General features: G+C 62.3%; 17 protein-coding genes. 4 read left to right on the forward strand and 13 right to left on the reverse strand.

The genetic code is table 11. The annotated features are described in order from the left end of the window. Positions 1-7: 7 nt before the first annotated feature. From EOA78_RS07505 to EOA78_RS07540, 7 genes are all read right to left on the reverse strand, one after another. A complete protein-coding gene (locus EOA78_RS07505) occupies positions 8-2,572 on the reverse strand; it encodes a PAS domain-containing sensor histidine kinase (protein ID WP_127314568.1) in 2,565 nt (854 codons plus the stop codon). Positions 2,573-2,761: 189 nt separating this feature from the next. Continuing rightward, positions 2,762-4,162: an adenosylhomocysteinase gene (ahcY, locus tag EOA78_RS07510; protein WP_127314569.1), complete on the reverse strand. Its 1,401-nt coding sequence runs from the start codon at positions 4,160-4,162 to the stop codon at positions 2,762-2,764. A 248-nt stretch (positions 4,163-4,410) separates the two neighbouring features. After that, positions 4,411-4,707, reverse strand: coding sequence for an HPr family phosphocarrier protein (locus EOA78_RS07515; protein ID WP_127314570.1), 297 nt, complete (start codon positions 4,705-4,707; stop codon positions 4,411-4,413). After that, positions 4,704-5,105, reverse strand: coding sequence for a PTS sugar transporter subunit IIA (locus EOA78_RS07520; protein WP_029347440.1), 402 nt, complete (start codon positions 5,103-5,105; stop codon positions 4,704-4,706). The genes EOA78_RS07515 and EOA78_RS07520 overlap by 4 nt, the downstream gene beginning before the upstream one ends. A 163-nt stretch (positions 5,106-5,268) precedes the next feature. Beyond that, positions 5,269-5,730, reverse strand: coding sequence for an HPr kinase/phosphorylase (locus EOA78_RS07525; RefSeq protein ID WP_127314571.1), 462 nt, complete (start codon positions 5,728-5,730; stop codon positions 5,269-5,271). 120 nt (positions 5,731-5,850) lie between these two features. After that, positions 5,851-7,632: a sensor histidine kinase gene (locus tag EOA78_RS07530; protein ID WP_127314572.1), complete on the reverse strand. Its 1,782-nt coding sequence runs from the start codon at positions 7,630-7,632 to the stop codon at positions 5,851-5,853. Between the two features lie 84 nt (positions 7,633-7,716). Further along, positions 7,717-8,418, reverse strand: coding sequence for a response regulator transcription factor (locus EOA78_RS07540; protein WP_127314573.1), 702 nt, complete (start codon positions 8,416-8,418; stop codon positions 7,717-7,719). 344 nt (positions 8,419-8,762) lie between these two features. Between EOA78_RS07540 and EOA78_RS07545 the strand changes: the two genes are divergently transcribed. From EOA78_RS07545 to EOA78_RS07560, 4 genes are all read left to right on the forward strand, one after another. Then, positions 8,763-10,373, forward strand: coding sequence for a phosphoenolpyruvate carboxykinase (locus tag EOA78_RS07545; protein ID WP_127314574.1), 1,611 nt, complete (start codon positions 8,763-8,765; stop codon positions 10,371-10,373). A 126-nt stretch (positions 10,374-10,499) separates the two neighbouring features. Continuing rightward, positions 10,500-10,937 carry an alternative ribosome rescue aminoacyl-tRNA hydrolase ArfB gene (arfB, locus tag EOA78_RS07550; RefSeq protein ID WP_127314575.1) on the forward strand — a complete coding sequence of 146 codons (438 nt, stop codon included), beginning with the start codon at positions 10,500-10,502 and terminating at the stop codon, positions 10,935-10,937. A gap of 189 nt (positions 10,938-11,126) precedes the next feature. After that, positions 11,127-11,606: a peptidoglycan-binding protein LysM gene (gene lysM / locus EOA78_RS07555; protein ID WP_127314576.1), complete on the forward strand. Its 480-nt coding sequence runs from the start codon at positions 11,127-11,129 to the stop codon at positions 11,604-11,606. Between the two features lie 100 nt (positions 11,607-11,706). Further along, positions 11,707-12,324, forward strand: a complete 618-nt coding sequence (locus tag EOA78_RS07560) for an alpha-ketoglutarate-dependent dioxygenase AlkB (RefSeq protein ID WP_127314577.1) — start codon at positions 11,707-11,709, stop codon at positions 12,322-12,324. 45 nt (positions 12,325-12,369) lie between these two features. Here the strand turns inward: EOA78_RS07560 and EOA78_RS07565 are convergent, their stop codons facing one another. The 6 genes from EOA78_RS07565 to hisA form a co-directional block, all read right to left on the reverse strand. Beyond that, positions 12,370-12,858: a GtrA family protein gene (locus tag EOA78_RS07565; RefSeq protein WP_127314578.1), complete on the reverse strand. Its 489-nt coding sequence runs from the start codon at positions 12,856-12,858 to the stop codon at positions 12,370-12,372. Positions 12,859-12,943: 85 nt separating this feature from the next. Then, positions 12,944-13,903 (reverse strand): type I pantothenate kinase, encoded by a 960-nt coding sequence (gene coaA, locus EOA78_RS07570; protein ID WP_127314579.1) that lies wholly within the window; start codon positions 13,901-13,903, stop codon positions 12,944-12,946. A 24-nt stretch (positions 13,904-13,927) separates the two neighbouring features. Further along, the gene (locus EOA78_RS07575; RefSeq protein WP_029347429.1) at positions 13,928-14,254 is read right to left on the reverse strand and encodes a phosphoribosyl-ATP diphosphatase; all 327 of its coding nucleotides are present in this window, start codon (positions 14,252-14,254) and stop codon (positions 13,928-13,930) included. Between the two features lie 91 nt (positions 14,255-14,345). After that, positions 14,346-15,137: an imidazole glycerol phosphate synthase subunit HisF gene (gene hisF / locus EOA78_RS07580; protein WP_127314580.1), complete on the reverse strand. Its 792-nt coding sequence runs from the start codon at positions 15,135-15,137 to the stop codon at positions 14,346-14,348. After that, positions 15,137-15,973 carry an arginase family protein gene (locus EOA78_RS07585; RefSeq protein WP_127314581.1) on the reverse strand — a complete coding sequence of 279 codons (837 nt, stop codon included), beginning with the start codon at positions 15,971-15,973 and terminating at the stop codon, positions 15,137-15,139. The genes hisF and EOA78_RS07585 overlap by 1 nt, the downstream gene beginning before the upstream one ends. Then, positions 15,970-16,719, reverse strand: a complete 750-nt coding sequence (gene hisA / locus EOA78_RS07590) for a 1-(5-phosphoribosyl)-5-[(5-phosphoribosylamino)methylideneamino]imidazole-4-carboxamide isomerase (protein WP_095517448.1) — start codon at positions 16,717-16,719, stop codon at positions 15,970-15,972. The genes EOA78_RS07585 and hisA overlap by 4 nt, the downstream gene beginning before the upstream one ends.

Consider the following 16,719-nt stretch of genomic DNA (forward strand, 5'->3'; position numbering starts at 1 on the left):
GAGCGCGCTACTCGGCCGCCGCGCGGATGCCGGACGGCGTGTCGGGAAAGGCACAAATGACGGTTGTGCCCATGTCCTTGCCGGTCTCGATGCGGACGCTGCCGCCGTGCAGCTCGACAAAGCTCTTGACGATCGACAGGCCGAGGCCGGCGCCGCGCCGGCGGCCGCCATTGGTGCGCGGTTCGAAACGCCGGAACACCGAATCGAGCAGGTCCGGCGGCATGCCGGGACCGTCGTCGTGAACGGAGAATTCCACGCCTTCGGCAAGCGAGCGGCAGGCGAGCGTGATGGTGCTCGCTTCCGGAGCGTAGTTCGCGGCATTGCTCAGCAGATTGTAGAGGATCTGGCGGATGCGGGTTTCGTCGCCGTGGAACGTCTTCGGCGCAGTGGCCGCATCGACCTTGAGCCTGATCGCATGCTCCTCCAGCCGTTCGGAGACAAGCTCGGCAGCGGCAGCGATGGTCCGGTCGACGTGAACTTCGGAGATATCGAGCTCCATGATCCCGGCATCCACGGTCGCCAGGTCGAGGATATCGTTGACGATGGTGAGCAGGACCGAGGAAGACGATCCGACATGCTCAACATATTCGCGCTGCTTCTGGCTCAATGGCCCGGTCGACGGCAGCGAAAGAAGCTCGGTGAAGCCGATGATGTTGGTCAGCGGCGAGCGCAATTCGTAGGAGACGTGCTGCACGAACTCGTTCTTGAGCTGGTCGGATTTTTCCAGCGCCTCGTTCTTGTCCTTCAGCGCACGCTCTACATTGACGCTGTCGGTGACGTCGACGAAGGTCATCATCACCTGCCCGTTGGGCAGCGGGATCATCGCGTAGCGCAGCACGGTGCCGTTGTTCAGCTCGGTCTGGCCGTGGCGGTCGCGGCGCTCGTCGTCGAAACCGGTGATGGCGGCAACGAACCCGCGCCAGGGGCTGTCCGGCGCGCGCCGGTCGCACAGATCGCGGATGGTGGAGACGTGAACGTTGGGCTTGGCTGCGTCGGCGTCCAGCCCCCAAAGTGCTACGAATGCCGGGTTCGACAATCTGAGCCTTCCGTCCGGGCCGAACACGGCCACGCCTTCGGCAAGATTGTCGAGCGTCTCGCCCTGAACCCGCACCGCGGTCTGGTAGCGGCTTTCGAGGTCCATCTTCTCGGTCAGGTTCTCGAACACCCAGGTCACGCCGCCCTTAGGCTGCGGATTGGCGACGACGCGGATGGTCTTGCCGTCCGGCAGATGCCACCAATGTTCCTGCGACTCGACCGCGCGATAGGCGCCAAGCAGGCTTTCCTTCCAGCGCCGCCATTCGGGCTGCTCGGCGATCTTGCCTTCGCTGCGCAGCCGGTCGAGCAACAAGGCGTTGTCGGGAGCACTGTGCAGGAAGCCGCTGTCGAGACCCCATAATTTCTGGAACGCCTGGTTGAAAAACCGCAGCTTTTCGTCGGTATCGAAAATCGCCACGGCGGTGTTGAGCTGATCGAGCGTGTCGGCGTGGCTCCGCACGGTCCGCTCATATTCGTTACGGATGGTTTCGATGGCGCTGGTGTCGCAGGCAAGACCCGCCGAACCGTCCGCGCCGGCGAAGTCGGTCACGGCGAACATGCGGCGGTCGCCTTCGATCACAGTGGAAAGCGCCTGCTCGAAGACGGCATGCGACTTGTGCTGTGCAGCGATCGCATCGCGCGCCTGGCTACCCAAGAATTCCTTCGCATCGCGAACCGCCGCTTCGGCGTTTTCCGCCTCGACCGCCTTGGCATAGGCGCGGTTGACCCATTTCAGCCGCCCGTTCGCCATGCGCAGCCATGCTGGCATGCTGAGTGCGTTGAGAAGGCCGAGCATGGTGTCATAGTCGGCGGCGAGACGCTGGTTCTCGATTTTCAGCCTGGCCTCGCTTCGCTGCGTTTCTGAAAGCGAGACGAAACGGACGACCACGTGTGCTGCGCCCTTGCGCCCGTGCACTTCGAGCGGCGCACCGGCCTGCGATTCAAGGACGAGATCGAACGGCTTCGCCTTTTCCCGCAGTCCCGCCACGGCATTTTCGACCGCCGCCGCCGAGCGCGGCATCAGCCAACGGCCGAAGGCGAGGAAGGCGGCACGGTCTTCCGGAGCGCCGCTTTCAACCGGCAATGTCCCGACGAGCTCGGGCTTCTTGTTTTCCGAGGCCCATACGACGACACGCTGGCCGCGCAGATTGAGCAGCGCCTCGGAGCGTTGCAGCGCAGCGTTGACGTCGGCCAAGCGGGCTCTGAGTTCGACATTCTGCGCCGAGGTACGCGCCCGTTCGCGGATCAGGAAAATGGCTGAGACAAGTGCCGCGCCCATGACGCCGACAAACATCGCGAGTTGCATGACCTCGACGGTGCTGACCGACAGCCCGGCTTTGGACGCAGCAGCGGGTCCAGCATGTGCCGAAAGGCCAAGCAGCGGACCGGCGAGCGCGGAAGAAGCAAGCAATTTTCCGACGCGGCTGCCAGCGCGCCATAGAAGGCTCCCGCCTCTGGCAGCGGAACCCGTGGTCACCGAATCGTTGTGGCCGCCGGAAACGGCCTGTCCCGCGCAAGGCGGGTAATCCCCCGGCATGTCCTGGTCCTCTTCGCCGCCTGAATACAAGACCGCCCTGATGCGGAGGTCGGCCCTCGTCTCCCGGCCCCGCGAATCAGCACCATAGCGCTTGCGCGAATCGGCGTGAAGAATCAATCAGCGCAAAAATAATGCCGGGCGAAAAGTCAATCGCCCGGCCTCAATATCTAGTGGTAATTTCCGCTGTGGTTAATAGCGGTAGTGTTCCGGCTTGAACGGTCCCTGCGGGGTCACGCCGATATAGGCGGCCTGTTCGCCGGACAGCTCGGTGAGCCGGGCGCCGAGCTTGTCGAGATGAAGGCGCGCGACCTTTTCATCGAGATGCTTCGGCAGGACATAGACCTGGTTCTGATACTGGCCGGGCTTGGTGTACAGCTCGATCTGGGCCAGCACCTGGTTGGTGAAGGACGCCGACATGACGAAGCTCGGGTGGCCGGTGGCGTTGCCGAGATTGAGCAGTCGGCCTTCCGACAAAAGGATTATCCGCTTGCCGTCCGGGAAGGTGATCATGTCGACCTGCGGCTTGATGTTGGTCCACTTCAGATTGCGCAGCGACGCCACCTGGATCTCGTTGTCGAAGTGACCGATATTGCCGACGATCACCATGTCCTTCATCGCCCGCATGTGGTCGAGGGTGACGACATCCTTGTTGCCGGTGGTCGTGATGATGATGTCGGCGGTCGGGGCGGCATCCTCGAGCGTGACGACTTCGAAACCGTCCATCGCCGCCTGCAACGCGCAGATCGGATCGACCTCTGTGACCTTGACGCGGGCGCCAGCGCCCTTGAGCGAAGCCGAAGAACCCTTGCCGACATCGCCATAGCCGCAGACGACCGCAACCTTGCCGGCCATCATCGTGTCGGTGCCGCGGCGTATGCCGTCGACCAGCGACTCCTTGCAGCCATATTTGTTGTCGAATTTCGACTTGGTCACGCTATCGTTGACGTTGATCGCCGGGAACGGCAGCAGGCCCTTCTTCTGCAACTGATAGAGCCGGTTGACGCCGGTCGTCGTCTCTTCGGTGACGCCGCGGATCGCTTCCTTCTGCTTGGTGAAGAAACCGGGCGATGCCGCCATACGCTTCTTGATCTGGGCAAACAGGATTTCTTCCTCCTCGCTGCCCGGATTGGAGAGCACATCCTCGCCGGCTTCGGCGCGCGCGCCGATCAGGATGTACATGGTGGCGTCGCCGCCATCGTCGAGGATCATGTTGGAGGTGCCGCCATCGGCCCACTGGAAGATCTTGTCGGTGTAGACCCAGTAGTCCTCGAGCGTCTCGCCCTTGACGGCGAAGACCGGAATGCCGGCCTCGGCGATGGCCGCGGCCGCATGGTCCTGGGTCGAGAAGATGTTGCAGGAGGCCCAGCGGATATCGGCGCCGAGCGCCTTCAGCGTTTCGATCAGCACGGCCGTCTGGATGGTCATGTGCAGGGAGCCGGTGATGCGCGCGCCCTTGAGCGGCTGCGCCTTGCCGAATTCTTCGCGGCACGCCATCAGGCCCGGCATTTCGGTTTCGGCGATCTCGATCTCCTTGCGGCCCCAGCCGGCAAGCGAGATGTCGGCGACCACATAGTCATTGCTACCCGTCATGGCAGTGCTCCGATCAAGAATTGTCTTCGGGATGCGCCCACGCCGGAAGGCGTGTCGAAGGGCGCGAGTTGCCGGCCTGACTAGCAGATCGTCGGTCTGACGACAATGGGATATAAAGAAATCTTTATCCGTGCATGTCTTTGGAGACGCCTCGGTCCGGAATCGGAATCGGTTTCCGGAAGCCTATGCGCAATTCAAAGTGCCAAAGCGTCCTTTGCGCGTCCAAATCAGGCGCGGCGCTCTGGGCGTCAGGACTCCTCGCCGAAGCGGGAGGCGACCAGTTGCTCCAGCGCGTCGATCACCTGCTCGGCCTCCGGGCCGCTGGCGGTGACGCGGATCGAATAGCCGGGGCTCGCCGCCAGCATCATGAGGCCCATGATTGAGGTGCCGCCAACCGTGACGCCGTCCTTCTCGACCTGGACGGAGGCGTCGAAGCCGCTGGCGACCTGAACGAACTTCGCCGATGCGCGGGCATGCAGGCCACGCTGGTTGACGATTGCAAATTCCCGGACGATGTCACCCTTCTTGGCCAACAGCGCGTTCATTTGCTGCTCAGAAGCTGGCTGGCGACATTGATGTATTTGCGGCCGGCCGCCTGCGCCTCGTCCAGCGCTGCGCTCATATTGTCGCCCTTGCGAATGCTGGACAGCTTGATCAGCATCGGCAGGTTCATGCCAGCAATGACTTCGGTACGACCGGATTCCATCACTGAAATGGCAAGATTGGAGGGCGTTCCGCCGAACATGTCCGTCAAAACGATGACGCCGGCTCCCGTGTCGACACGGGCAACGGCGTCGACGATGTCGCTGCGGCGCTGCTCCATATCGTCATCGGCGCCGATCGCCACGGTCTCGAAACTGTCTTGTGGCCCGACGACATGTTCCACGGCATGGCGGAATTCGGCGGCCAGTTGACCGTGCGTTACAAGCACGAGTCCGATCATTCTTTGGTGGCTCCCGTCATCGCCGCTTCATAGGCGTTTCATGCTCGCCGGCCGTTCCAGGCGGCGGGAGCGCTATCTTGTCGACGCGAGACGCGTTGACAAGCCCAAAATTGCACCGGCCCAGGCCATTTTGACGCATTGCAGCAAAAAACCGGGAACCGGATCATACGAAAGGCGCAATTGGCAGCCGCGCCATCATGGCCAGCATGGCGGTGGAGACGTTGCGTTCGGCAAAATCGATTCGTGGCACCACAACGCCCGCGATCGGCTCGCCGACATCTTCCTGGAAGCGGACCATCTCGCTTGCCGGCACCAGCCGGACATGAAGGTCGATTACGCCGCCGGGCTCGAACGACAATGGACGCGGACCGAATCCGGGCACCTCGGCGAGGCCGGCGATGGGAGTGGGCACCCGGCAGACCAGCCGCCCCGCGTGATCGGCAGCGAGGAGCCTGTCGTCGCCGATCAGCCGCGAAAACAATCCATGCTGGCGACAATGATCGATGAGGGCGAGCGCCAGCGTCGTCTTGCCCGAGCCGGACGGTCCCGTGATAAGGACACCACACTCGCCGATCAGGATCGCCGTGCCGTGAATGTTCTCGGCCAGCACAGTTGGATCAGGCATGATCTTGTCCGAAACCCGGTTCCCACTTTTCGCTGCCGCGGACCCACTTTTCGGAGTCATGCTTTTTGGTTTACGCATTATCTTGTCCGAAAACCGCTGCCCACTTTTTGGGATCATGCGTCAGCCTTCGGCCGGCAGTGTCACGACGAAGCGCGCGCCCTTGATCTCGCCGGGTTTGGTGCCCGGGATGTTCTCGGCGGTCAGCGTGCCGCCATGGGCTTCGACGATCTGCCTGCTGATCGACAGGCCGAGGCCTGAGTTCTGGCCGAACGCCTCGCCGGCCGGCCGGTCGGTGTAGAAGCGTTCGAAGATGCGGTCGATGTTGTCGGCCCTGATACCGGGACCATTGTCGTCGACGGTGATGATGTTGACCTTGCCGGCGCGCGCCAGAGATATGGCGATGTGGCCGCGCTCTTCAGGAACGAAGGAGCGGGCATTCTCGATCAGATTGGTGATGACCTGGCCGATCCTCAGATCATGGCCGGCGACGAAATAGCCTTTGACGCCCTGCGGCAGTTTGGCGACCTTGAATTCGATGTCGACCGTCTTCTTGTTGCGCGTCGCAGTGCGCGAAACGTCGACCAGATCCGTGATGAATTTCTTGAGATCCACGGTTCCTGCGTCTTCCCGCGCGAGCTCGGCGTCAAGACGGGAGGCGTCGGAAATGTCGGTGATGAGACGGTCCAGCCGCCTGACATCGTGCTGGATGATCTCCATCAGCCGGCCGCGCGACGTGTCGTTCTTGGCCAGCGGCAGGGTCTCCACCGCGCTGCGCAGCGAGGTCAGCGGGTTCTTCAATTCGTGCGAGACGTCAGCCGCGAAACTTTCGATCGCCTCGATGCGGGCGTAGAGCGCATTGGTCATGTCGCGCACGGCGATCGACAGATTGCCGATCTCGTCTTGCCGGTCGGAGAAATCCGGGATTTCCTCGCGATTCTTGACGCCGCGCCGCACCCTGACCGCCGCCGCCGAGAGCCGGCGCAGCGGGTTGGCGATGGTCGAGGCGAGCAGCATCGACAGGATCGCGGTGACAAGGGCGGCGATGCCGAAGACGCGCAGGATCGCCTTGCGCTCGGCCGCGACGATCTTGTCGATGTCGCCGCCTTCCGTCGACAGCATCAGCACGCCGAGGACGGCGCGGAAGCGCTGGATCGGCACGGCGACCGAAACAATCTGCTCGCCCTGTTCGGAGATCCGCACGATGGTCGACGGGCTGCCGGTAAGCGCCTTGACCACCTCCGGAAATGCTGCGCCATTGCCGCCCGGCTGTTCATGGTAGATCGGCAGCGCGGTGTTGCGGAAGAAGTCGAAGACGAACTTCTGGATGCGTTCCAGAAGGTCGGGCTCTTCCGCGTCGACCGGGGGCAGGTCGTAGCGAAGGATCTGGCCACGCGAATAGAGATGACGGGAATCGAGCAACAGATTGGCCTCGCGATCATAGATGCGGGCGCGCGTCCGTGTCGGCGAAATCAAGCGCCTAAGCACCGGCGCGACGCGCTCCGGATTGATCGGAAAATCGAGATTGTCGAGCTGATCGGAGCCGGGGCCCAGGCTTTCGCCGGCCTGCAGTTCAAGCAGCTTTTCCGGATCGATGCTGATCGAATCGGTCTCGACCGTCGCCGATGCCGCGATCGCCCCGGCGATGATCTCGCCCTGGGTCATCAGGCTTTCGACGCGGGCATCGATCAGCCCGTCGCGAAACGTGTTGAGGTAGAGAATGCCGGTGACCAGGACGGCCAGGCCGGCGAGGTTGAGGAAGAGAATGCGCCGCGTCAGACTGGAAAAGATATGGTGGCCGAGGAAGCGGCGCATTGGCACCGTGATTCTCGACAGGAATGCCGGCAGAATCCGCGACGGGCGCCGGGCGCCCGTCCGTCTCACTCGCTCTACGTCCACTGCCATCGAATAGCGGCCCCCGCTCAGTCTTTAGTTTTGAGCATGTCGTTGTCGCAAAACCGGGACCACTTTTGGGCGACATGCATCAATTCATGCTTCGCGGAACCGATATCCGACTCCGTAAAGGGTTTCGATCATCTCGAAGTCATCATCGACGGCCTTGAACTTCTTGCGAAGCCGCTTGATGTGACTGTCGATGGTGCGGTCATCGACATAGACCTGCTCATCATAGGCCGAATCCATCAGCGCATCACGGCTTTTTACCACACCGGGGCGCTGGGCCAGAGAATGCAGGATCAGGAACTCGGTGACGGTAAGCGTCACCGGCTCGCCCTTCCAGGTGCAGGTGTGACGCTCCTGGTCCATGACAAGCTGGCCGCGCTCGAGCGAACGGGCCTGCTGGCTGGGCGTCTTGGCCGATGCCTCGCGGGCGCCGGCACGGCGCAGCACGGCGCGAACCCGCTCGACCAGAAGACGCTGCGAGAAGGGTTTGCGGATGAAGTCGTCGGCGCCCATCTTGAGGCCGAAAAGCTCATCGATCTCGTCGTCCTTGGACGTCAGGAAGATCACCGGCAGGTCGGATTTCTGGCGCATCCGGCGCAGAAGCTCCATGCCATCCATGCGCGGCATCTTGATGTCAAGGATGGCGAGATTCGGCGGGCGCGCCGCCAGGCCTTCCAGCGCCGACGCCCCATCCGTGTAGGTTTCGACGCGATACCCCTCCGATTCGAGGGCGATCGACACCGACGTCAGAATGTTGCGGTCGTCGTCGACAAGCGCGATTGTTGCCATTTCAAGTGGCTCCCTCATGAGCTGTCCCTTCTTTGGTCGAGAAGGGGCTTTTGCAGGACAAATTAGGTACAAAATGTGGCACAGGCTTCGTACGCTGTCACGAGCGGCATGCCGGCGGCCACAATCTCACCTCAACATGGATTGGACTGTTAAAGACCGCCAATCCTTTGGGCAACCGCCTGATTTTTTGCACATATAAACGATTTAAACAACTTTCAAAATATTTAAATCGATTAATTATTTGATATCATTTGGCTTTTCTGGTTCTCACCGTTACAGTCTCCTTCGTGGGGGCTCCGGAAATTCGCCGGCCAGGATGCTGCAAATCGAAGAAGGAACCCCTCATGTCGGAAGCCGGCAAACGCAATCCCGCATGGGCGATCGATCGGATCGGCCTAAAGACCACGGGCGCGGTGCGCTATAATTTCGGCGAAGCCGTCCTTTACGAGGAAGCGGTCCGCCGCGGCGAGGCCCGGCTCACCGCGCATGGCGCGCTGGTCGCCGAGACCGGGCAGCACACCGGCCGCTCGCCCAAGGACAAATTCGTCGTGCGTGACGAGACCACCGGGCCGCATGTATGGTGGGACAACAATAAGGCGATGTCGCCGGCCCAGTTCGAAACGCTGCTCGCCGATTTTCGCGCCCATGCAGCAGACAAGGATCTTTATGTGCAGGACCTGGTCGGCGGCGCCGATGAGGACTTGAAACTGACGACCAGGGTCGTCACGGAGCTTGCCTGGCACTCGTTGTTCATCCGCAATCTGCTCATTCGTCCGGAAGCCGCCGAGCTCGAGCATTTCGTGCCTGACATGACGATCATCGACCTGCCGTCGTTCCGCGCCGATCCGGTTCGCCACGGCACCCGCACCGAAACGGTGATCGCCGTCGATCTCTCGCGCATGATCGTGCTGATCGGCGGCACCTCCTATGCCGGCGAAATGAAGAAGTCGGTCTTCACCATGCTCAACTATCTGTTGCCGGCCAAGGGCGTGATGCCGATGCATTGTTCGGCCAATGAAGGCGCCGACGGAGACGCGGCCATCTTCTTCGGCCTCTCGGGAACCGGCAAGACGACGCTGTCGGCCGATCCGTCGCGCACGCTGATCGGCGACGACGAGCACGGCTGGGGTCCGCATGGCATCTTCAATTTCGAAGGCGGCTGTTATGCCAAGACGATAAAGCTTTCGGCCGAAGCCGAGCCGGAGATCTTCGCCACCACGCAACGCTTCGGCACGGTGCTGGAGAATGTGGTGCTCGATGCGGGCCGCGTGCCGGATTTCGACGACGGCAGTCTCACTGAAAACACGCGCTGCGCCTATCCGCTCCACTTCATCCCCAACGCCAGCAAGACGGGCCGCGCCGGTCACCCGAAAAACATCATCATGCTGACCGCCGACGCATTCGGCGTGATGCCGCCGATCGCACGGCTGACCCCTGCGCAGGCGATGTACCATTTCCTCTCCGGCTACACCGCCAAGGTGGCTGGGACCGAAAAGGGCGTCACCGAACCCGAAGCGACGTTTTCGACCTGTTTCGGCGCACCGTTCATGCCGCGCCATCCGTCGGAATACGGCAATCTGCTGCGCGAACTGATCGCCCATCACGGTGTCGATTGCTGGCTGGTCAACACCGGCTGGACCGGCGGCGCGTACGGCACCGGCAAGCGGATGCCGATCAAGGCGACGCGAGCGCTGCTTGCCGCGGCACTCGACGGCTCGCTGAAAGGGGCCGATTTCCGGACCGACGCCAATTTTGGTTTCGATGTGCCGGTGGCGGTTGCCGGCGTCGACCGTGCCATTCTCGATCCGAGATCGACCTGGGCCGATACATCAGCCTACGACCTGCAGGCGGCGAGGCTGGTCGGGATGTTCGCCGTCAATTTCGAAAAATTCGAACCTCATGTCGATGCCATTGTGCTCGGCGCCGCGCCGCGCATGCGCGAAGCCGCGGAATAATCGCCGGCTGGATATCTGCACCTCAAGGCCCGGACCGGGATCGGGAAGCCCCGACCCGGGGATCGGGAAGCCCCGACCCGGGGATCGGGCCTTTTCTTTTTTCGCCTGCCGCGCCATGACTGCGGCATGAGCGCCGACGACAAGATCATCATTGCCGACGATGCGGTGATCCATCCGGATGACCTGCACGAAGACTTCATCCGTTCGTCCGGCCCTGGCGGTCAGAACGTCAACAAGGTGGCGACGGCGGTGCAATTACGCTTCGATGCGGCGAATGCACCGGGCCTGTCGGAGCGCGTCCGCGAGCGAACCATAAAGCTGGCGGGCCAACGCGCCACCAAGGACGGCGTCATCGTCATCGAGGCCGGACGCTTCCGCACGCAAGAGCAGAACCGGGCGGACGCCCGGGCGCGGCTTGCGGAACTGGTCGCCAAGGCCGCCGAACCGCCGCCGCCGCCGCGCAAGAAGACGAGGCCGTCGAAAGGCGCGGTCGAAAGGCGGCTGAAGACCAAGGCTGGACGCGGAACAATCAAGAAACTGCGTGGCCGGGTGGACGACAATTAGAGCGACGTGCGTCCACTTGGACGCACAAAGTGCACTCTAACATTTTGTAACTAAGCATCGTGCTTTTCGAAAATTGATTCCGATTTTCGGCCGATGCGGCAGGCGCGACATCGATCGCGCGGTCGACGGCTTCCAATTCAAGGTTGCAGGTGGCAAGTTTGATATTCGCCACAGCAAGGGAGACCACAGATGGGCATGTTTGATTTCGTCAAGGGTGTCGGCAAGAAGCTCGGCTTCGGCGACGATGAGCCGGAGCCGACCGCCGATACGCTCAAGAAGGAACTCGATTCGCACGCGCTCGGCACCGACAATGTCGAAGTCGTCGTCAAAGGCGATACGGCTGTCCTGAAAGGCGTGGTCAAGGATCAATCGATCTTCGAAAAAGCGGTCATCGCCGTTGGCAACACGCTCGGCGTGTCCAAGGTGCAGGCGGATGAATTGCAAGTCGCCGCACCCGAATCCGGCACACCCGCTGCCCCGGCCAAGGAACCGACCTTCTACACGGTCAAGAAAGGCGACAATCTCTGGAAGATCGCCGAAAAGAGCTACGGCAAGGGCAAGGGTGCGAAGAACACGATCATTTTCGAGGCCAACAAGCCGATGCTGACCCACCCGGACAAGATCTATCCGGGGCAGGTCCTGCGCATACCGGATCTCAATCAGGCCTGACCAGATCGGCGACGGCCAATCGACAACGGCGGCTTTCGGGTCGCCGTTTTCATTTGATGGTGGCATTCTGGCTCTTTGCAGACCAACGGATCAAGCGACCATGCTCGTTCTGCCCAAAGGCGTCCGCCACATGCCCGGCTATCTGTCCCGTGCGGTGCAGGAAGCGCTGGTCGAGGATGTGAGACGGGTCGTGCAGGAGGCTCCCCTGTTCGTGCCGGCCATGCCGCGCACCGGCAAGGAGATGAGCGTGCGCATGACCAATTGCGGTTCCCTCGGCTGGGTCACCGATAAGGAGGGCGGCTATCGCTACCAGCCGATGCACCCGGTGTCCGGAACGCCCTGGCCGCCGATCCCGGACGTGCTGCTGGAGCTGTGGCGGGACGTGTCCGCCTATCCCCATCCGCCGGAGGCCTGCCTGGTCAATTTCTATTCGCCGGACGCGAAAATGGGCCTCCATCAAGACCGCGACGAGATTGATTTCTCCGCGCCGGTCGTCTCCGTTTCACTGGGCGACGATTGCCTGTTCAGGGTCGGCCAGAGCACGCGCGAAGGCGGCACCAAATCGTTCAGGCTGAAAAGCGGCGATGTCGTCGTGCTTGGCGGCGAAGGCCGCCTCTGTTTTCACGGCGTCGACCGCATCTATCCATCGACCTCGGCACTGCTCAGGAATGGCGGGCGGATCAACCTGACGCTGAGACGGGTGACCTATCCTGGCTAGAGCGGCGGACTTTCAAGTCGAGGCGTATCGCCGCTCTGTCTCTTCTCAAGTATCGGATTTCCCCAAGACCGGCACCCGCTTCGGATCACCGTCCAGGCCCGCCGCTGATCGGCCGGAAAAGATCCAGCGTTCGAGAACAACAAAGTTGACCGCCGGAATGAGAACACAGGTGAGCAGTATCGGAATCGCGACCGGCAGGCCGAACTGCCCGACGAGGAGCAGCGGAAGAAGATAGGCGATGGCAAGGCCGAATCCGGTCAGCACGGCGAAACGCGGCGCTTCGAATTGATGCGAGCCGGCCGACATGAAGGTGAAGAACTTGTGGCCGAGATAGGAGAATATTGCCGCGACCGAATAGGCGGCGACGGAGGCTGTGGCCGGCGGCAGGTATGTTGACCCGGCACTGGTGAAGAGGCTGGCACAAAACGCGTAGAGCACTGTGGCGGCGAGCCCCACCGAGGCGAATTTGAGAAGCCGGCGCGGAGCAAGTGTTCCGCGCCAGGCGGAAATGTCAGGCCGGCGCAATGCAGGCATATTGGTGACCGGCTCCCGACAAAATGCTCCGGAATTGGCAATCGAACGATAGCGGGCACTGCCTAAGGCGCCGTTAACCGCTTCGTTACAGCTTCCTGAGCGCCACTTCCTCGACCAGATGATTGGCGCCCTTGCGCAGAATGAGATCGGCGCGGGCTCGCGTCGGCAGGATGTTCTCGCGCAAATTCTTCAGATTGATGTTGGCCCACAGGCCTTCCGCGATGGCGCGGGCCGCTGCTTGCGAAAGTTGCGAATAGCGGTGGAAGAAGGAGTCCGGATCGCGGAAGGCGGTCTCGCGCAGCCGCATGAAGCGGGCGATGTACCATTGATGGATCAGCTCCTCTTCGGCATCGATATAGATGGCGAAGTCGAAGAAATCCGACAGGAAAGGCACAATCTTGCCGTCCTTCGGCAGCTTGCCTGGCTGCAGCACGTTGATGCCTTCGAAGATCAATATATCGGGCCGGTCGATGGTCTGGAACTCGCCGGGAACGACGTCGTAGGTCAGGTGCGAATAGACCGGCGCGCGGACATTGCGCTGCGCCGATTTGATGCCCGACAGGAAACGCAGCAATGCGCCGACGTCATAGCTGTCGGGAAAGCCCTTGCGTTCCATCAGATTGTTGCGGCGCAGGATTTCGTTGGGAAGCAGGAAGCCGTCTGTGGTGATCAGATCGACCTTGGGGCTCGACGGCCAGCGCGCCAGCAATTCCTTGAGCACGCGCGCCGTGGTCGATTTGCCGACCGCGACAGAGCCGGCGATGCCGATGATGAAGGGCGTCTTGACGACATCCACCGCGTTAAAGAAGGCCTGGCGCTGCCTGAACAGAAGTTGGCTCGCCTCGACATGTGCCGACAACAGCCGGGACAGCGAAAGATAGATGCGCTTGACCTCTTCGAGGTCGACCGGGTCGTCGAGCGAACGCAGGCGACGGACCTCGTCCTCGCCGAGCGTCATCGGCGTGTCGGCGCGGAACTGCGACCATTGCTCCGCCGAGAAAAAACGAAAGGGCGAATATTTCTCGGTGGGGGCGAGCTGGTCCATCGAGTTTCCTACCCTCCGCAGCGATCAGCCCCGGTCCTGCCGAGACGCCTTTTCGGCGATGCCCGAACGACCGGTGCGGCGTTCGAGTTCGGTCAGGACATCGGCAAGCGGAATGCCGGCGACGCCCAGAACGACGAGCCAATGATAGATGAGATCGGCGCTTTCCGAAACGAGGGCTTGTCTGTCACCGCCAACGGCCGCGATCACCGTTTCGACCGCCTCTTCGCCGAGCTTCTGCGCCGCCTTGTCCATGCCGCGTGCGAACAGCTTTGCCGTCCACGAATCCGGATCGCCGGAATGCGCGCGTTCCCTGATGATTGTCTCCAGATCGGAGAGCGAAAACTCAGCCATGGCGCCATCTATCTGCTTGTTTAAGCATGATCTTTTCCGAAAACCGGTAGCCATTTTTCGCTGGCGCGGACCTTCGGTTCGGGATCATGCTTTAGAGCCGATCACCCGGGGAGTCCAGTCGCATCGGCAGGCCGGCGCGGGCCATATGCGCCTTGGCTTCGGCAATGCTGTAGGTGCCGAAATGGAAGATCGATGCCGCCAGCACCGCGCCGGCATGGCCGTCGCGAATGCCCTCGACCATGTGATCGAGCGTGCCGACGCCGCCGGAGGCGATGACCGGCGCACGCACGGCGTCGGCTACCGCGCGGGTGAGCGCGATGTCGTAGCCGGCCTTGGTGCCGTCGCGGTCCATCGACGTCAGCAGGATCTCGCCGGCGCCGCGATCGACCATCTGCTGAGCGAATTCGACCGCGTCGATGCCGGTCTTTTCGCGGCCGCCATGGGTAAAAATCTCCCAGCGATCGGCCTCGCCTTCGCCCGATACTTTCTTGGCATCGATGGCGATGACGATGCACTGGTTGCCGAATTTGTCAGCCGCCTCGGCGACGAAATCGGGATTCTTCACCGCCGCCGTATTGATCGACACCTTGTCGGCGCCGGCCAAAAGCAGCTTTCTTATGTCGGCGACCTGTCGCACGCCGCCGCCGACGGTCAGCGGCATGAAGCATTGTTCGGCGGTGCGGGCGACGATGTCGAAGATGGTTTCGCGATTTTCGGACGAAGCGGTGATGTCGAGGAAGCAAAGTTCGTCGGCGCCGGCGGCGTCATAGGCCTTGGCCGCCTCGAGCGGATCGCCGGCATCGACCAGGTCGACGAAGTTGACGCCCTTGACGACGCGGCCGTTCTTGACGTCGAGACAGGGGATGACGCGGGCTTTCAGCATCAGATCCTCGCAAGCGAGGCAAGAAAATCGCCAAGCAATTGCCCAACGACAGGCGGAACCTCGCCCTTGGCGTCAAAGGCAGGATCGTAGGCGGACAGGGTGACGCCGACGATCGGGATCGACTTGGCCAGCCCGCAAACCAGTTGCCGCAGCTGCTCCGGATTTGGACCTCCCGGCCGTGCATAGCGGTTCACTTGCAGCACATCGGGATCGTGAACATCCAGATCCAGATGCAAATGCACTTGGGCCGCGCCGGCCGCCTTGAGCTTTCCGACATTGTCGAGTGCATCGGCCCAATGGGCGCGAATGATCGGCAACGTCTCCAGAAGCCGCCTTTCATCGGGATCGAGGTCGCGTGCATCGACCAGTATGCACCGCGACGGGTCGATCGCCTGGAAGCCGGGAATCGCTGACGTCATAGGGCGCCAGCAGAGCCCCAGCGTCGTCGCCAGCGCCATGCCGTCGAGAAAGCCGTAGGCGGACGTCTCGGGCGTGTTGAGGTCGCCATGCTGATCGATCCAGATGATCGAATCAGCGGTATCGCCAGCCACCGCACCGGCGGCGGTCAGGCAATTTCCGGTGAGCACAATGGGAAAACGCTCATCGTCGCGCGCCATGTCGACCTTGGTGGCGACTGCCCGACAAACCGCGAAACCTGTCGCGATTTCGCGTTTCTGGGCATCGCCGACCTCGCCGATGTCCTCGACGACGACATCGTGGCCGCGAAAGGCAAGTTCATCGACGAGGCCGCCGGCAATGATGGCGTCGGGGCCCTGGCCACAGCCGGCATGATAAAGGCCGCTGTCATAGGGTGCGAGGATGATCGAGAGTTTCATCGCGCCCTCGCCTTCTCCGGTCCTGCCGCCAGGATCGCCAGTGCCTCGGCCGGATCGATACGCCCGTCATAAAGCGCGCGGCCGGAGATGGCACCTTCGAGTTTTTGCGCATCGGGCATGGTCATGCGCACGATGTCGGCGATCGAGGCAAGCCCCCCGGAGGCGATGACCGGGATTGAAACTGCTTCGGCGAGATCGATGGTGGCATCCCAGTTGATGCCGGTCAGCACACCGTCGCGGTCGATGTCGGTGTAGATGATGGCGGCGACGCCGGCACCCTCGAACTTCCTCGCCAGTTCGATGACGCCGAGGCTCGAGGCCTCGGCCCAGCCCTCGACCGCCACCTTGCCGCCCTTGGCGTCGATGCCGACGGCGATCTTGCCCGGGAACGCCTTGCAAGCCTGCCTGACCAGATCCGGATCGCGCACGGCCACCGTGCCGAGAATGATCCGGGCCAGCCCGCGATCGAGCCAGTCCTCGACCTGCGCCAGGGTGCGGATGCCGCCGCCGAGCTGCACCGGGTTTTTCGTCGCCTTGAGGATGGCGCCGACCGCCGCGCTGTTGACGCTCTGGCCCTTGAAGGCGCCGTTGAGGTCAACGACATGCAGCCATTCAAAGCCCTGTTGCTCGAAGGCCCTGGCCTGCGCGGCCGGGTCGTCATTGTAGATCGTCGCGGTCGCCATATCGCCGTGCTTCAGGCGCACGCACTTGCCGTCCTTGAGGTCGATGGCCGGGAACAGGATCAC

Source organism: Mesorhizobium sp. M5C.F.Cr.IN.023.01.1.1 (assembly GCF_003997585.1).
GTDB classification, from domain to species: domain Bacteria; phylum Pseudomonadota; class Alphaproteobacteria; order Rhizobiales; family Rhizobiaceae; genus Mesorhizobium; species Mesorhizobium wenxiniae.

Coding starts and splice junctions, on each gene's coding strand:
- EOA78_RS07505 (WP_127314568.1), bottom strand. CDS start 2,572: ATGCCGGGGGATTACCCGCCTTGCGCGGGACAGGCCGTTTCCGGCGGC.
- ahcY (WP_127314569.1), bottom strand. CDS start 4,162: ATGACGGGTAGCAATGACTATGTGGTCGCCGACATCTCGCTTGCCGGC.
- EOA78_RS07515 (WP_127314570.1), bottom strand. CDS start 4,707: ATGAACGCGCTGTTGGCCAAGAAGGGTGACATCGTCCGGGAATTTGCA.
- EOA78_RS07520 (WP_029347440.1), bottom strand. CDS start 5,105: ATGATCGGACTCGTGCTTGTAACGCACGGTCAACTGGCCGCCGAATTC.
- EOA78_RS07525 (WP_127314571.1), bottom strand. CDS start 5,730: ATGCCTGATCCAACTGTGCTGGCCGAGAACATTCACGGCACGGCGATC.
- EOA78_RS07530 (WP_127314572.1), bottom strand. CDS start 7,632: ATGGCAGTGGACGTAGAGCGAGTGAGACGGACGGGCGCCCGGCGCCCG.
- EOA78_RS07540 (WP_127314573.1), bottom strand. CDS start 8,418: ATGGCAACAATCGCGCTTGTCGACGACGACCGCAACATTCTGACGTCG.
- EOA78_RS07545 (WP_127314574.1), top strand. CDS start 8,763: ATGTCGGAAGCCGGCAAACGCAATCCCGCATGGGCGATCGATCGGATC.
- arfB (WP_127314575.1), top strand. CDS start 10,500: ATGAGCGCCGACGACAAGATCATCATTGCCGACGATGCGGTGATCCAT.
- lysM (WP_127314576.1), top strand. CDS start 11,127: ATGGGCATGTTTGATTTCGTCAAGGGTGTCGGCAAGAAGCTCGGCTTC.
- EOA78_RS07560 (WP_127314577.1), top strand. CDS start 11,707: ATGCTCGTTCTGCCCAAAGGCGTCCGCCACATGCCCGGCTATCTGTCC.
- EOA78_RS07565 (WP_127314578.1), bottom strand. CDS start 12,858: ATGCCTGCATTGCGCCGGCCTGACATTTCCGCCTGGCGCGGAACACTT.
- coaA (WP_127314579.1), bottom strand. CDS start 13,903: ATGGACCAGCTCGCCCCCACCGAGAAATATTCGCCCTTTCGTTTTTTC.
- EOA78_RS07575 (WP_029347429.1), bottom strand. CDS start 14,254: ATGGCTGAGTTTTCGCTCTCCGATCTGGAGACAATCATCAGGGAACGC.
- hisF (WP_127314580.1), bottom strand. CDS start 15,137: ATGCTGAAAGCCCGCGTCATCCCCTGTCTCGACGTCAAGAACGGCCGC.
- EOA78_RS07585 (WP_127314581.1), bottom strand. CDS start 15,973: ATGAAACTCTCGATCATCCTCGCACCCTATGACAGCGGCCTTTATCAT.